This window comes from Arthrobacter sp. Y3225116 (assembly GCF_059091245.1).
Window position 1 is genome coordinate 1 of sequence record NZ_JBNHGL010000009.1, and the last position, 15,949, is coordinate 15,949.

Below are 15,949 nucleotides of genomic sequence, written 5' to 3' on the forward strand. Positions count from 1 at the left end.
GTGGCGGCGGTGACGGCGATGGCCCACGACGAGGGCTTCGACCGGATCACGCACCAGGTCCTGTACTACCCGTCGCTGGACTTGGACTTCGACGAGGACCGCTATGCCTCGCTGTGGGAGAACGCCACCGGTTACGGCCTGGAGACCCCGGCGCTGAAGCCGTGGAACTCCTTCTACCTCGAGAGCGGCGCGGATCCGGCCGACCCGCTGGTCTCCCCGATCAAGCGCGAGGACCTCACCGGCCTGCCGCAGGCCCTGATCATCACCGCCGAGTACGATCCCTTGCGCGACGAGGGCGAACTCTACGGCCAGCGCCTGAAGGACGCCGGCGTGGACACCACGGTCAGCCGCTACGCTGGGGCGAACCACGGCTTCGTGCAGAACTTCTTCTGGATCCCGGAAATGTACCGGGCCTACCAGGAGACCGGCGAGTTCCTTAACAGCAGCCGGAGAAGAGAACCATGATGCACGAAGCGAGCATTCATCCGCTAGTTTCGCCGTGGGGCCGGTTCGGACTCTACAGCTATTTCATCGACGCGCCCGAGCCCGCCATCGTTGACACCGGCATCGCTTCATCGCCCGCCGACGGCATGATCCCCGCCCTCGAGGAGCTTGGACGGAGCATCGACGAAGTACGCTGGATCCTGCTGACTCACGGTCACATTGATCACCTCGGCGGCGCACAGGCCCTGTGGGAGCTCACCGGTGGTCGGGCGAAGGTCGTGATCCACGAGGCCGACGCGCACCTGCTTCGCTCACGGCAGGCCCACGTGGACGAGTACGTAAACGGTCGACGGAAATACCTGCAGGACCCTGAAGGTGTGGAGCGGCAGACGAAGACGGCGAAAGCGGTCATCTCCGGAGAAATGGAGCCCTCCGTGCTGTTGCGGGGTGGGGAAACCCTCTCCCTCGGCGGGAGTGTGTCCATCTCCGTGCATCACGTGCCAGGCCATACAGCCGGATCCGTCGCCTACGTCGTGGACGGTCAGAACGCCGTATTCGTCGGTGATGCCGTACAAATCCACGGGGCCGCGAACCGCTTCCCTGGCTACACGGACCCGGCCGCCTACCGCTCGAGCCTCAAGTACCTGCGAGATAAAGTCCGCCCAGAAAACTTGTACCTGGGCCATCCATACCGTGGCGCAGATGGCGTGCCTTACGGAGTTGAGCTCGACAAAACGCAGGCACAACAGGCGCTCCAGGAAAGCCTGGACATTGAGGCCCGCATCCGCGAGACCGTCGGCCTGTACCTGCAGGACGGCCCGGAGGAGACGGATTCGATCTACTCGCCGTTCGCCCGCGTCGCCGAGGAACTCGGCTACGACGGCAATCCCACACTGGAACCGTCACCGTTCTTCACCACGCTTCACGCCTATCTCACTCAGTTCAACCAGACGTCTTAACATTCTCAGAAGAGGAGCTTTCGCAATTATGGCTGAATATCGGACAATCAGCGCCGGCGGGGAGAAGATTGCCGTTCGCAAGGACCTCCGGGTTCCGATGCGCGACGGCGTCGAGCTCGCCGCCGACGCCTACCAGGGCATCGACGAGAAGCCCCGCCCGGCGCTGGTGGCCCTGAGCCCGTACGGCAAAGAGCACCAGGCCCTGGCGCTCACCACTCCGCCGCAGCGGCGTCCGAGCCCGATGTGGGACGGCAACCTCGAGGCCGGCGACATCGCCCGCATCGTCATGGAAGACTACGTGCACGTCATTGGCGACCTGCGCGGCTCCGGTGACTCCGGCGGTGAACATATCGGCAACTACAACGCCGGCGGCGTATCGCTGGGCCAGGATGCGTACGACTTCATCGAATGGGTTGCCGAACAGCCATGGTGCGACGGCAACGTCGGCATGGTCGGCATCTCCTACTTCGGCTCCATGCAGGTACTGGCCGCGGCCGAACGCCCGCCCCACCTGAAGGCGATTTTCGTCTCCGGCGGCCACTACGACTTTTACGAAACCACCTATCACGGCGGCATCATGTGGTTCATGCCCCGCGCCGCCCGCGAAGGCCGCGGCGGAGACTCGGGCTGGGCCTTCACGGACGGCGTGAAGTCCCGCATGATCGAGAAGTACTCGCCCGAGGAGCTCAAGAAGCTGGTCGCCAAGCGCCTTGAGGACCCGGACGTCGCCGCCTGGCCGAACCTGGTGCACGTGCTGCATTACCCCAAGAACCACGAGGCCTGGTTCGACATCGTGATGAACGAGCTGGACGGCGAGTGGTACGAGGAGCGCAACCCGATCACGCTGGCCCCGAACATCGACATTCCGGTCTGGCTGCAGCTGGACCAGGGCCGCGGCTGGACCATGGACGGCACCATTGAGCTGTATAACGCGCTGAAGGGCCCGAAAAAGCTGACCATCGGCCCCTACCCGCCCATGCAGTCACGCCCCTGGATCGAGGAGCACGACAAGATGTTCCGGTGGTACGACTACTGGATCAAGGGCATCGACAACGGCGTGATGGACGAGCCGGCGGTGAGTGTCTTCGTGGAGGGCTCGCGCGAGGTGGTGACCGCGGATGCGTGGCCGCCGAAGGAGATCGACTACAAGTCCTTGTACCTGCGCCCGCGGCACAAGTTGTCCGCGGAGCCCGAGCTGATGGGCACCGAATATGCGGCCCCGGACGGCTTCTACCAGGCGCCGCTGACGGTGACCGACAAGGTGGAAATCATCAGCTGGAGCACCGGGCCGTTCGAAGAGGACACGGAGATGATCGGCACCGGTGCCGCGCACATCTTCGCTGAGATCGACCAGCCGGACTCGAACTTCATCCTGCGCCTGTGGGACTACGCCCCGAACGGCAAGCGCCAGCTGATTACCACCGGCTACCTCAAGGCCTCGCACCGCGAGCTCGACGAGGAGCGCACCAGCGAGGGCAACCCGGTCCACCCGCACACGCGCGCCGTGCCGGTGGAGCCGGGGAAGATCGAGGAGTATGTCCTGCGCCTCTACCCGTTCGCCAACACCTTCAAGCCGGGACACCGGCTGGTCGCCGAACTTTCCAACGGCGAGCCGCTGGCCGACGAGCACAACGCACTGCTGCCGCCGGACGCCTTCCACCTCCCGGTGGGACGCCCTGTAACGCACAAGATTTACCGCGACGCCGCACACCGGTCCCGACTGGTCCTGCCTTTCACCGCCCGCAATGCGGACCAGCCGAGGAGCTAGCCGCCGTTGCCGCAATAACCCCGGAGACTGCCCCGCGCGAAGCGTTAGGCAGGGCAGGTGTAGGCCAACAGTGTTAGAAATAGTGCAATTCGCGCGGCCGCGTGCCGCGTGACTGCCGGACAAGGAGGTGCTGTGCAGTATACGAATAGCTATCGGGCCGTTTGCATGATTAGTCCGTTGCGTGCGGTGACGGGGAGGATGCAGCGATGAGCACTGCTGCGCGTCTCGAAGTGCGGGGGCTGTCGAAGACATTCGCCGGAGTGACCGTTCTCAACGACGCCCATCTCCTCATCAAACCGGGAGAGATCCACGCGCTCGTTGGACAGAACGGTTCGGGAAAATCAACCCTGGTCAAGCTAATCAGCGGGGTGTACCGAGCGGATCCGGACGGGGAGGTGTACGTCGACGGACGTCGAATCGGTACTCCCGTAAATCCCGGCAAACTTCATGATGAGGGCTTGGCCTTCGTTCACCAGGACCTAGGCCTGGTCAACGACCTCAGCGTGCGCGAGAACGTCCGCGTGGGGCGGCACGCCACTCGGCCGTTCACCCGCTGGATCGACAAAGCCAGGGACACGCAGTCAGTGCGCGAGGCGTTTGACTTCCTGGGCGTGAAGATCGACCCGGACGCCAAAGTCGCCACGCTCAGGCCCAGTGAACGCGTTGCCGTCGCTGTTGCCCGTGCCCTTCAGGAACGCACGCCCGGCAGCGGCGTGGTTGTCTTCGACGAGTCGTCCCGCGCCATTCCGCACGAGGCCCTGGACGATTTCTATGGCATGGTCCGGTTGCTGGCGGATCAAGGTACCGCCGTGCTGATCGTCAGTCATGACCTGGGTGAAGTGTTGCGGGTCGCCGACCGTGTCACGGCCCTGCGCAACGGCAACGTAGTGGAGATGGGTGTGCCAGCAGCTGAACTTGATGAGGCAGCGCTCACCCGCCTGATCCTGGGTCGCAATGGTGAGCTCGACGATTACGCCAGTTCGATGCCTTCCACTCTCCGTGGCGGAGGTGTTGAACTGCGCAACGTCAGCGGCGGACGTATCCGCGACGTGAGTGCCCATGTTCAACGCGGCGAGGTGGTCGGTTTCACGGGCACTGTTGACTCTGGGTTGTCAAGCTTGGCGCCACTGATCGGCGGCGCGATAAGTGGAGCAGGGGAGGCGGTCGTCGACGGGCAGGCGCTCGAACTGAGTTCGTCTTCCCCGTCGACGGCGTTGCGCGCAGGGATCGCCTATATCCCCCAGGACCGCCATGGCGAGGGGTTGGCTACCGAACTCACTGTTGAGGAGAACGTAACCATCCCGCACCTGAAAATAAAGGGGCGGCCATGGTGGTCGGGCGCGCGTTGGCAGCGGTCCGAAACAAATGCCGTCCTTGCCGGCTTCGAAGTGCGGCCCAACAATCCGAATGCAGTGGTGGCCACCCTGAGCGGGGGGAACCAGCAAAAAGTGCTGATGGGCAAATGGCTGCTGGGCGGGCCACGCCTCTTGATTCTTGATGATCCGACACAGGCCGTGGACATCGGAGCGCGCGGCGCGGTGCTGCGCGCCACCAGGCAGGCAGCCGTCGACGGCACCGCAGTCATTTTGTGCAGCAGCGAACCTGACGATCTGGTGTCCGTGTGCGACCGGGTCCTTGTGCTGGACGAGGGCAAGGTGACCCGCGAACTGGTTCGTCCGTTTACAGCTGAAGACATTCTCGCCGTAGTATTCGGCGCTACCCATGGAGGACTTGAATGAGCACCACAACGGCATCCCCGGTCCAGACGCGTTCGGAACCCGCTCGAGTGCGCCGGTTCTCGGCTATGGTGCTGCAGCGCTACAGTCTGGTGGTGCTCTGGTTACTAATGATCATCGTGCTCATCATCACGGTGCCGGGGGACGTCAGCATCGTCAGCGCGTTGCGTGCGGTCCTCGGTCAGCAGACTCCGCTGATCTTCCTCGCCCTCGCGGTTGTCATCACGATGGCGGTGGGCGAGTTCGACTTGTCTTTTGCCGGGATTTTCGGAATCTCGGCTGTCACTGTTCCTGTCCTCGTGGTGCTGCACGGTTGGCCGTATCCGCTTGCGGCGCTAGCTGCCCTCGCGGTCGCGCTAACCTTTGGGGCGATCAATGCCGGGTTGATTGTCGGCGTGGGAATCAACTCGGTCGTGGTTACTCTCGGAGTCTCCAGCGTAGCCGGTGGGCTGGCGTTCCTTCTGTCGGGGGAGACGACGGTCAGTGGCCTGGATCCCGCGCTGTCGGATATCGCGCTGGGCCGGTTCCTCGGTCTCCCGTTGTTGTTCTGGTACGGCGTTGTCATTGCCGTGGCCGTTGCCTATGTCATGAGCGCAACACCGCTCGGCCGGCACATGCTGTTCGTGGGCGCAAATCGCTCTGTCGCGCGGCTGGCTGGCGTATCTGTGTCAAAGGTCCGCGTCGGAGCGTATCTCTCGTCCGCATTGCTCTGTGGCATCGCCGGGGTCGTCATTTCTACGGGTCTCGGCGGCTTCAACCCCGGCACAGCGACGACGATGCTGATGCCGACCTTCGCGGCTGTCTTCTTGGGAACTGTCGCCGTTGTCCCTGGCCGTTTCAATCCGCTTGGCACTGTGATTGCCGCGTATTTCCTGCTGACCGGTGTGTTCGGCCTGCAGCTGCTCGGCCTGACAGGGTGGGTCACGGAAGTCTTCTTCGGTGTAGCACTCGTCGCGGCCGTCGGCGTCTCCTTCCTGCTGCAGCGCAGGGTCCGCAACTGACTCCGTATTTACTGACCTGAGAACGAATCCACGGCCTGCCCGGTGACTGGGTAAGGTCGTGGATTTCGTCGTAGGCTGTCCTGGTGTCCGGTCTGGAGGATTGGGCTGGCCTTTGTGGCAGCGAACGCGGCAAGACGTTATGGGGAATCCAACGGCCGACTCGTCCCCGCCGCGCTTGGAGACTGCGTGCTCATGCCTGCGGCTTTGATGTGCGGCTGCGCGGCCCTTTGGGTTCCGCGGCTCTGGCAGCTATAGGGTACAGGGCCGCGCAGGCAACCGAGGAGCTTGCAGCCCGGCCGTCAGTTGGCGATAAGTCGTCGCTGGGGCACCCAATATCTAGTATCCGTCAGCTTCAGCTGCGTGGTTTATGAGCGTTGCCTGCCGCACCTCAAGCTTCTCAATTGGAAGCGACTGGGCTGGCCACCGCATCGACGATGAAGAGTTTTCCAGCGGACAGGGAGACCATGAACTTGGGGCCAGGCAGACATTTGCCGTAAGGCTACAAGCCGACCCTGACAAGTTACCTCCCGCTCTTCAACGGTCGCCTTCTCAACTCAACGAAGTGCGAAAGGCGGGTGCCCCGCAGCACTTTCGTGTGCAGGACACCCGCCATCATCCGGGCGGTGTCAGTCAGAACTGTGACAGCGACCGCCCATCGGGTTGGTCAGTCCAGTCCCCAGAGCTTAGTGAAGCCCTCGCGGAAGGAAGCGTCGCCATACCATTCGCCCGATCCTTCAGCCTCCGGTGTCAGCGTCAGCTCCTTGGCGGTTTCCTGGTTGAACAACATGCGGTAGGGGAACTTCAGGTTCTGCACGCTGGGCTGGCCGCTCATCATCCGCAGCGTTTGGTCGGCGGAATACCATCCCAGCGCCTGCAGGTTGGTGCCGACTTCAGCGTTCATGAAGCGGCCGTCCGCCAGCATCTGCATGACCGCGAGCGATCCTTCCATGCTGATCACCTTGATGTCATCTGGGCTGATGCCTGCCGACTGCAGACCCTGCTGAATCGGCTGCACCAGGCTGTCGGCCAGGGCATGGATGTGGGTGATGCTGGGATTGGCCACCAGGGCGCTGCTGATCTGGCTCGGCAGCTTGTCCATCTGTCCGGTGTTGATCTCCTGGAAGGTCACCTTGCAGTCAACGCACTTCTCCTTGTAGGTCGCGAGAGCGCCCTGTTCCATCCACAGCTTGGTCGCCGGGGTGTCCGACAGGCCTACGGCAAGGACATCTGCCTTGGCATTGGAGTCGGCAATGACCCAATTGGCCATCCACGTTTGCATTTCGACGTTGTCGGGGGACAGGTAGCCCACCTGCTTCGGATCGCCCGGTCCGGCCGGGGCAACCTGGGTGTACAGCAGCGGGATGCCTGCCTTGGTGACCGAGTCAAACGCCACGCTCGCGAGTTCGTAGGGGACGGACCCGGAAATCACGGCCCCAGCGTCAGCTTGGACAGCCTGGTCGATACAAGTAGCGATCGACTGGGGGTTGGCCTTGCCATCGCACACTTGAAGGGAAATGCCGGCCTCTCCGAGCGCCTCTTCCAGGGAATCCGCGATCACGGTGAACATCGGTACGGCGAGCGTAGCAGCGATGTAGTGGACTGTTTTGCCGGACAGGTCGCCGACGTTCTCCAACGCGGGGCCGGGTGGTGTGAACTCTCCGATGGGCTGCGATACGGTGTCGACGATTTCCTGCGCAGCCTTTGCCGCAGGTGACAGCTCTTCGGTAGGTGGTGCGGCCGGCGCCGCACCCGACCCTGAACCGGAGCCACATGCCGCGAGCGATACCGCGGTTGCCGCTATGACCAGCCCCCGCATGAGGCGCGTTGTTCGATTGGTCATTGGTTTCATTCCCTCTTTCTTTCTCCCCAACGGGATACATGGTTGACGCCCTTAGGTGAGCAGGTGCGCCTTTAACGGAAGATGTGCGAGACCGTTGATAAGCGGATGCTCACGCCGCTCCGGGGTTCCGACGAGTTCGAAACGGTCAACCCGCCGAAGCAGCGAACTGATTACACTTTGTGCTTCCATACGCGCGACGGCTTGGCCGACACAGCCATGCGTGCCGTAACCGAAGGACAGGTGGTCGACCGGATTCCGCACCATGTTGAAGTCATCGGGATCGGGATAGTGACGCTCATCGCGATTGGCGCACTGGAAGTGGAGAAACACCCGCGAGCCCTCCGGGATGATGGCGTCACCTACCTGCACCTCACGAGTGGTAAGCCGGAAGAATCCACGCACCGGAGACCAGAGCCGCAACGTCTCCTCGAACACAGGGCCGCTTAGGGCAGGTTCGGCCTTTAGAGCTTCCCAGAGGTTCGCCTGCTCGGCCATGACGCGCAGGAGGGCGCCCAGGGCATTGGCTGTTGTGTCTAAGCCGGCAACTAACAGGGCATTGAGCTGAAGCTGCGCATTCTGTTCGTTGAGGATCCCGGCATCGACGGCGTCCAGAATCGCGGCTCCCCAACTTCCAGGGCGGAGGCTGGAGCGATTTGAGATGGAGGCGATCCATCCGAGAAACGAAAAGACTGTCGGCATGTCCGCTTCTAAACGGGCATCGTCCGGCCCGAAGGTGCGGTTTACCGCGTCGGACCCGGCGAAAAGGTGATCGCGCGGCTTCTCCGGGATGCCGATCAGGTCGCCGACGATGCGGGCGGGAATGGCTCGGGCCAGATCGACAACTCCGTCGAATGAGTCCCGGCTAACAACTGCTTCCGTGATGGCATCAACCTCGTCGGCGATTTGTCCGCGTAGTTTGGCGATGGCGCGCGGCGATGTCTGCGAGGCCAGGACTCCGCGAATGACGTCGTGCTCTGGCGGATCGGTGGCGATGATAGCGCCGCGAATCGCGTTGTTGGAATCGTCCAGCAACGCCACACCCTCCGCCGACGAGTAGGTCTGCCAATCCTTTGCTGCTGCACGCACGGTTTCGTAGCGCGTCAGCACCCAGAACCGATGTTCTTCGACGTAGACCGCCGGTCCGGCGTCACGCAACTCACGTAAGAGCTCAGGGTCGTCCGCGGAATCGAAAATGTTGATCCTTGTTTGTGGTGCGCCGGCTGCCATCGGCATGCTCCGTCCTCCTGCAGTGATGCTTTCGTCGCGGCCCGGCCACGCCAACGCACGGGATAGCTCCGTTGTGCGGGGGGGTCAAAGCAGGTGCCGCAACGACGCGACGAGTTGGCTCTACTGTGTTCGTCGTCATAGTGTGATCCAGACGACTGGCGACAGCGTGGCATACTAATGGTTACATAGTCAAGAGTTTTAACACGATGTAAGGAAGCTTCTCTGGATGTACTGGTCTTCGAACAGGCCCAGTACAAGCACTAACGAGCAGGTTTCCCCCTGCAGGCTGCTCGCCGCTGCTTTAGTGATCTGCCGGCAATCCGCGGGCAATCAGAAAGGCGACAAGGGCATCGCTCAGATCCGTAACCGAGTCAGAATGCGGCGGACCCACCATGCCGAACTCTGCGCCATGGATGATGTCGAAGAACAACCTTGAATAGGCCATGCGGAAGCTTGTCTGGATGCTCGGCTCGAGCGGTTTCTGAAGTTCCGGGGCAAGCGCTGCCATCACCGCACCAGTAAATCGCTCTCCAAGTTCAGCGATCTTGCCGGACCCCACCGCACGGGCATCCTCATCATTGCCGCCGATCTGGACTACGGCACGCAGGAATCGCGCGTGTCGCGCTGCAATGGCGGTGAGCTCTGCTATGGCTTCCAGGACAGCTTGTTGCGGAGTGAGTGCCGACCAGCGACTCTCATCTTGAAACACCCTGCCGTCGGATTCGAAGCCGGCATTTCCTGTGTCGTAGACGGCGGCAAAGAGCTCATCCTTGCTCGAAACGCGTGAGTAGATCGCTGTGGGTGCAACGCCGCTCTCCCTGCTTCCTCAAGTGGAGAGTTACTTCGACTGGATGACCTCGATGTGCGACCGCGGGATACTCAATCCCGGAAGCTGGGGCGCCTCGATTTTCGACGCAGTCGACGCCGGCATGATCGACCATCAGGACGGCCTCTGGTTGATGAACGGCTATCTCGTTGCTGGGATGGACACCACCGTCAATGCACTCTCCTCATTGCTGGCCCTGTTCGCGGAACGCCCGGACATCTGGGAAGACCTGAAACAGCATCCCGAACTTGCCTCAAGCGCATTCGAGGAGATCATTCGGCTTGAGTCGCCGATCCAGGGTTTCTTCCGAGTGACCACCGATGACGTCGATTACGGCGACGTCGTCATTCCCTCCGATACCAGGGTGCTGTTGTCGTTTGGAGCGGCAAACCGTGATGCTAGCCATTATCCGGACGCCGAGACGTACGACCTGCGCCGAAATCCCGTGGATCACGTGGGATTCGGCTATGGCCCGCATGGTTGTGCTGGTCAGGCGCTGGCCCGCATGGAATCGGCTGCGCTGCTCCAATCGCTCATCTCCCGGGTTGAGGCCTTCGAGCAGGCGGCCGATCCCATACGGCGTCTCCATCCCATCATCAGGGGGTACGACAGCGTCCCGGTCATCGTGAAGCCGCGCCAACGCTGATTAGGTGGAGTGACAGAGTCGACAAAGCCGGCCGCAGGACCCGCTACTGCAGTGTCTCAGAGAAAGCCGCCTTGGCCCGTATTGGGCCGTCAAGAATCAGCAATACACGTCGAGCAATTCCATCCAGGCCGAAACTAAACCCGGCCCGAAGGTCGACATAGGCGGGACGAATACCTGCGGGCACGGAGTTACCCCCGCACGACAGTCTCGAAGGTCCTTCCTCCGCGTCGGCATCTTAATAGGCTAACTATTCCTACCTCGTGATGCACCCTGTCCTGTAAGTCGGTCCCGCACCGCGACAAAGTCCGGCGAGAACTTATGCATTCCTGTGGATGGCCGCAGCGCGATGGAATTCACGTTCCACCAGGGCTCGTAAATGTCCCGTTAGAGGACGCTTCATCGAGACACCTGTCCGGACATACTCACGGTTATCGGCATGAAAAGCAAGGGAGTTAAAGCAGCTGCGAGGCGATGATGGCCACGGGCGCGAGCTGGTACGTCCCAGCAGCAAGAACCTCGCGGCAAAACACACCACGTGTCCAACAGGCATTCGGGCCCCGAAGCCCGAATCTCCCATGGGCTCTAAGAGGGGCTTAGAGGAACCGCCACGGCCGTCTGCTCCCCGCCCATCAATACCGTGTGCCAGTTGAACAGAACGGACTTCCTGACCGCACTAGACTTCTGCTGTGCAGAACATGAGCATCGTGAAGAAGCCGGACTATGCCGTGGATTCCGTCGACCGGGCACTGCAGCTGATCATACTTCTCCAGGAACGGGATTGGGTTCGGATCACCGATGCGGCCAACGCGCTGGATGTCGCCCCGTCCACCGCCCACCGGCTCATGGCCATGCTGGCGTACCGGGGTTTTGCCCTGCAAGATGACCAGCGGCGCTACTGTGCCGGCCCCGCGCTGCGCGCCGATGCCTCCGCCCATCCTGGGCGGGCCGCAGTCTCGATCGCCCGTTCGCATCTTGAGGCCTTGGCCCTCTCCGTACGCGAGACCATCAACCTCGTTGAGCGGGTCGGCGTCACGGCCCGCTACTTGTTCACGGCCGAGGGCCCGCAGTTGCTCCGCGTCGGCAACCGCACTGGCACGGTTCTACCCGCGCACCTCTCCTCCGGGGGCAAGGCTATTCTGGCCACGCTTCCGGAGCCGTCGGTCGCGCAGCTCTATACCGGCCGGCCGGCACAACAGAGCAGCAACAGCTTGGCCGCGTCGGAATTGAAGGACCTGCAGCGCGAACTGGCGGAAGCACGCGCGCGGGGATATGCCGTCAACCTCGGGCGCACCGAAGCTGATCTCGCGGCCGTCGGTGCACCTCTGGCTAGCGCGGACCGGCCAGCGACCCTGGCCGTATCGATCACCTCGCCGCTGTCGCGGGCGGCGGCCATCCAGCAGCCTGCAGTCATCCGGGCCCTGCACGCCACCTGTGAAGCAGTTTTGCGGGACCTTCAGGCGGAGGGCGTGCTGCCCCCCGCGTAGTTTTCTGCTGGACAGAATATCTTAGCCGACGCGTGGCGCCGATCACTACGATGTGGAGCGACGAGACCCCCCGGGCCCGGACCGCGGCCTAAGAAACGACCAGGAGCATCATGCAGTTTTATCTAGACGGCTACCATCCAGGCGATCCGGAACTCCGGCCGGCGGGGGCTGGCCGCCCGGACAGCCAAGGCGAATTGCCGGAAGAAGTGGATGTTCTGGTGGTGGGCACCGGACCGGCCGGTGCTGTGCTGGCCGCCCAGCTGGCCGAATTCCCGGGGATCACCACGCGCGTGGTGGAACGACGGGAAGGCCCGCTGGGGCTGGGTCAGGCCGACGGCGTGGCCTGCCGAACAGTCGAAATGTTCAACGCCTTCGGCCTGGCCGAGCGCCTGGTACGCGAAGGGTATTGGATCAACGAGACCGTGTTCTGGCGGCCCGATGAGCAGGACCGCTCACGGATCGTCCGCAGCGGACGGGTCCAAGACGTGGCGGACGGGCTGTCCGAGTACCCGCACGTGATCGTCAACCAGGCCCGGATGCAGGACTACCTGCTGGAGCACATGCGCAAGTCCCCCAGCCGGCTGGAACCGGACTACGGCCTGGAAGTCACCGGCGTCGAGGTTGAAGGATCCGGTGACCACCCGGTCCGGGTGACCATGCGCCGGACCGGCGCCGATCCGTCGGAAGAGGTAAGCGTCCGCGCCAAGTACGTGGTGGGATGCGACGGCGCCCGCAGCAGCGTCCGCCGGTCCATCGGCTTGGAACTGCGCGGCGACGCCCGCAACCATGCCTGGGGAGTGGCGGACGTCCTGGCGATCACGGATTTCCCCGACGTCCGCTTCAAGGCAGCCATCCAGTCGGCACAGGATGGCAACATCCTGCTGATCCCGCGAGAAGGCGGCTACCTGATCCGGCTCTACGTGGACCTGGGCGACCTTGACCCTGCCGACCGTGAAGCCCGGCAGCGGTTCACCTCGGACATGATCATCGAGGCAGCCCAGCGGATCCTGCATCCCTACACACTGGAGGTCAAGGACATCGCCTGGTGGTCGGTCTACGAAGTCGGCCAACGCATTACCGACCGCTTCGACGACGTCGCGCCGGAAGAACGCGGCCGGCGTACCCCGCGCGTTTTCATTGCGGGCGATGCCTGCCACACGCACAGTGCGAAGGCGGGCCAGGGCATGAATGTGTCCATGCAGGACGGTTTCAATCTGGGTTGGAAGCTTGCTGCAGTCCTGGAGGGCCGCAGCTCCGAATCCCTGTTGGACACGTACTCGGGCGAGCGCCACGCCGTGGCCCAGGAGCTGATCGACTTCGACATCCGCTGGTCGAAGACCGTCAGTTCCCGCCCGAAGGACCCGAACCGGCCCGACGACGAAGGCCTGGAACCGGCCGAACTGGAACGGCAATTCGTTGAGGCCGGCCGCTTTACCGCCGGTTTCGCCACCGACTACGCACCGTCAATGATCACAGGCGAGGACACGCATGAGCACTTGGCCAAGGGTTTTCCGATCGGCGAGCGGTTCTACTCGGCCCCGGTTGTCCGGCTGGCCGACGCCAAACCGGTGGGCTTGGGCCACGTGGCACAGGCGGACGGTCGCTGGCGGCTCTACGCCTTCGCCGACTCCGCCCACCCGGGTGCGACAGACTCCCGGCTGGCCGCACTGTGCCGGTTCCTGGCCGACTCAGAAGAGTCGCCGGTCCGGCGCTACACACCCGAGCGTGCCGACGACGATGCGGTCTTCGATGTCCGCGCGGTCTTCCAGCAGGGCCACCGGGAGCTGGACGCCACCGACGTTCCCTCGTTCCTGTTCCCGCAGAAGGCTCCCTTTGGCCTGAAGGACTACGAAAAGGTCTTCACTCCCGACCTGAAGTCCGGGGAGGACATCTTCGACCTGCGTGGCATCGACCGGCGGCAGGGCGCCCTTGTGGTGGTCCGGCCGGACCAGTACGTCGCCCATGTGCTGCCGCTCGACGCGTATCGGGAACTGGCAGACTTTTTCGCAGGGATCATGCTCGGCTAGGCGGGGGTATTCATGAGAGAGGCGCTATGGATAAGGAAAGGGTGCTCTAGCATGGGGGGGATTTGCCTGACGGGGTGCTGCCGTGGAGCAACCCTGGCCCTGGTAACCCCTTCTCTTGCGCATCCCTGTGCGGGCACTTTCCAGGGGGGGGTGAAGGCGACATGGCCGAGGAAATGGAGGCGAGGCACCTACAAGGCGGTCAGGGAGCGGTCACGACGATCGGTGGTTGTCGGCATGCAAAAGCTGCTTCTCCAGCTGGGCTCATCAGCCGAAAGGGAGATTCGACTGGCGGTCGAATCTCCCTTTCGGTTTCGTCTGTCTTTAGGCAGGTTCGAGAGCCCCGGTCTCCGGTTTCTCGGCGTGGTCGTGTTCTTCGCGGATGCCGTGCAGTCCAATGAGGCTCAACAGGGCCGCCGCCAGCGCGGCCAGGGCGCAGACGATGTACGCGAGCGAGAACCCGCTGCCCAGCGCCTGCAGCGCGAGTTCGTGTGCTGCCGCACCCGGAACGCCTTCCGGCAAGCTGTTCAGGGCGATCGGGCCTCCGGCCTGGGCAATGCCGATGGCCGGGCCCAACTGGTCGGCCGGGAGGCCGGAAGTCTGAAGCGCCGGCAGGAGCTGGCTTGCGGCGGAGCTCAACGCGACGGCTCCCACCAGCACCGGTCCAAGGGCAAAACCGAGATCGCGCAGCAGGTTGGTGGTGGCGCTTGCCATGCCGGTCTGGTGGCCCGGCACGGTGGTCACCGCGATAGCCGTCATCGGTGCCAGCGCCAAGGCAAAGCCGATACCGAGGAGCAATGAGGGGAACACAAACACGCCCACGTTGCGGTCCAGGACGCTGTTCTGCGAGGCCAGATAGGCGCCCGCACCGATGAGCAGGAACCCCGCGGTCAGCAGCCAGCGGGCCGCGATCCGCGCCTGAAGCCGGTGGATGACAGGGATCAGGAAGAATGCGGGTCCCTGCAGCAGGACAAACAGCAGTCCGATGTATAGACCGTTTTGATGCTGCACGGGTCCCAGCCACATGCTGGTGGAGAACAGTGCGCCGAGGAACGCGAACATGCCAACTACAGCCACGATGGACGAGATGGTGAACTGGCGGTTCCGGAACAGGCGCAGGTCCAGCAGCGGAGATTCAGTGCGCAGTTCGATCACAACGAACACGACCAGCAGCAGCGCACCGATCGCCAGCGAGCTGACTACGTGCGGTGCGCTCCAGCCGTCCTCGGGCCCCTGGACCAGTCCGAACAGGACAAGGATCAGTCCTAGCGCGAAGGTGGTCTGGCCCCAGAGATCCATGCGGCGGCTGGACTGCCTCTCGGATTCCTGAGCCCTCAGCAGTGTCAGCAGCAGTGCCGCAAGGCTGGCCAGAACCACCACGCCGTAGGCGCCGCGCCACCAACCGAAGCCATCGAATGTGCCGCCCAGCAGAGGGGCCAGCACTGAACCGGCGGACAGAAAGCCAGCCCATACGGCGATGCCGCGAACGCGTTCCTTGGGTGTCTGCGCCACCGCTGCCACGAGCGCGAGGCTGGAGGGGTAGATGGCGCCGGCGCCCAGGCCGTTGAGAGCGGAGCCGATCCACATCCACTCGATGCTGGGCGAAATCGTGCAGGCAGAGGCGCCGATTATTACAAGGGCGGCGCCGCCGGCCACCAGTTTGCGGTGGCCGAACTTGTCCCCGAGCGCTCCGAAGGTCAGCTCGAATACCACCACCGGGATCATGAACGCGGCAGTGATCCAGGTTAGCTGCGAGCCGACCGCGTCGAAGGTCTGCTGGAACACGCCGTTGAGGGCGCCTGGCATGGCATTGGCCAGGTGGGCCACCAGGACCGCCAGCGAGGCTGCGGCAAGGGTCCCTTTGACCCGCTTGGGTAGAACGGCTGTCCCCCGTGCTTGCGGGAGCGGGACTGATTCTGGTGTTGCTGCCTGGGCTTGGGGCTCCTGGCTCATGATTTTCTCCTTCGAAAATGTGGTCGAGCAGTGAACTGATG

The 15,949-nt window shown here is 63.3% G+C and carries 12 protein-coding genes; 8 read left to right on the forward strand and 4 right to left on the reverse strand.

The genetic code is table 11. The annotated features are described in order from the left end of the window. The 5 genes from AC5RV2_RS02105 to AC5RV2_RS02125 all read left to right on the forward strand — a co-directional run. The coding region (locus tag AC5RV2_RS02105) for an alpha/beta hydrolase fold domain-containing protein (RefSeq protein WP_494090958.1) at window positions 1-465 on the forward strand (465 nt) is incomplete at its 5' end. Further along, window positions 462-1,403 (forward strand): MBL fold metallo-hydrolase, encoded by a 942-nt coding sequence (locus tag AC5RV2_RS02110; RefSeq protein WP_494090959.1) that lies wholly within the window; start codon window positions 462-464, stop codon window positions 1,401-1,403. The genes AC5RV2_RS02105 and AC5RV2_RS02110, both read left to right, overlap by 4 nt. A 28-nt stretch (window positions 1,404-1,431) precedes the next feature. Next, window positions 1,432-3,171 carry a CocE/NonD family hydrolase gene (locus tag AC5RV2_RS02115; RefSeq protein ID WP_494090960.1) on the forward strand — a complete coding sequence of 580 codons (1,740 nt, stop codon included), beginning with the start codon at window positions 1,432-1,434 and terminating at the stop codon, window positions 3,169-3,171. Window positions 3,172-3,377: 206 nt separating this feature from the next. Beyond that, entirely contained in the window at window positions 3,378-4,910 is a 1,533-nt protein-coding gene (locus AC5RV2_RS02120; protein WP_494090961.1) for a sugar ABC transporter ATP-binding protein, read from the forward strand. After that, window positions 4,907-5,908 (forward strand): ABC transporter permease, encoded by a 1,002-nt coding sequence (locus AC5RV2_RS02125; protein WP_494090962.1) that lies wholly within the window; start codon window positions 4,907-4,909, stop codon window positions 5,906-5,908. The genes AC5RV2_RS02120 and AC5RV2_RS02125 overlap by 4 nt, the downstream gene beginning before the upstream one ends. Window positions 5,909-6,572: 664 nt before the next feature. Here AC5RV2_RS02125 and AC5RV2_RS02130 read toward each other — a convergent pair. From AC5RV2_RS02130 to AC5RV2_RS02140, 3 genes are all read right to left on the reverse strand, one after another. Next, a complete protein-coding gene (locus AC5RV2_RS02130; protein ID WP_494090963.1) occupies window positions 6,573-7,748 on the reverse strand; it encodes a sugar ABC transporter substrate-binding protein in 1,176 nt (391 codons plus the stop codon). A 51-nt stretch (window positions 7,749-7,799) separates the two neighbouring features. After that, a complete protein-coding gene (locus AC5RV2_RS02135) occupies window positions 7,800-8,981 on the reverse strand; it encodes a cytochrome P450 (protein WP_494090964.1) in 1,182 nt (393 codons plus the stop codon). Between the two features lie 295 nt (window positions 8,982-9,276). Then, window positions 9,277-9,684 carry a hypothetical protein gene (locus AC5RV2_RS02140; protein ID WP_494090965.1) on the reverse strand — a complete coding sequence of 136 codons (408 nt, stop codon included), beginning with the start codon at window positions 9,682-9,684 and terminating at the stop codon, window positions 9,277-9,279. Between the two features lie 88 nt (window positions 9,685-9,772). Here AC5RV2_RS02140 and AC5RV2_RS02145 point away from each other — a divergent pair, with 88 nt between their 5' ends. The 3 genes from AC5RV2_RS02145 to AC5RV2_RS02155 all read left to right on the forward strand — a co-directional run bounded on the left by AC5RV2_RS02145 (window position 9,773) and on the right by AC5RV2_RS02155 (window position 13,958). After that, window positions 9,773-10,447, forward strand: a complete 675-nt coding sequence (locus tag AC5RV2_RS02145) for a cytochrome P450 (RefSeq protein WP_494090966.1) — start codon at window positions 9,773-9,775, stop codon at window positions 10,445-10,447. 704 nt (window positions 10,448-11,151) lie between these two features. After that, a complete protein-coding gene (locus AC5RV2_RS02150; protein ID WP_494090967.1) occupies window positions 11,152-11,931 on the forward strand; it encodes an IclR family transcriptional regulator in 780 nt (259 codons plus the stop codon). A 110-nt stretch (window positions 11,932-12,041) separates the two neighbouring features. Beyond that, the gene (locus AC5RV2_RS02155) at window positions 12,042-13,958 is read left to right on the forward strand and encodes an FAD-binding monooxygenase (RefSeq protein WP_494090968.1); all 1,917 of its coding nucleotides are present in this window, start codon (window positions 12,042-12,044) and stop codon (window positions 13,956-13,958) included. Between the two features lie 321 nt (window positions 13,959-14,279). Here the strand turns inward: AC5RV2_RS02155 and AC5RV2_RS02160 are convergent, their stop codons facing one another. Beyond that, the gene (locus AC5RV2_RS02160; protein ID WP_494090969.1) at window positions 14,280-15,908 is read right to left on the reverse strand and encodes an MFS transporter; all 1,629 of its coding nucleotides are present in this window, start codon (window positions 15,906-15,908) and stop codon (window positions 14,280-14,282) included. Between the last annotated feature and the right edge of the window lie 41 nt (window positions 15,909-15,949).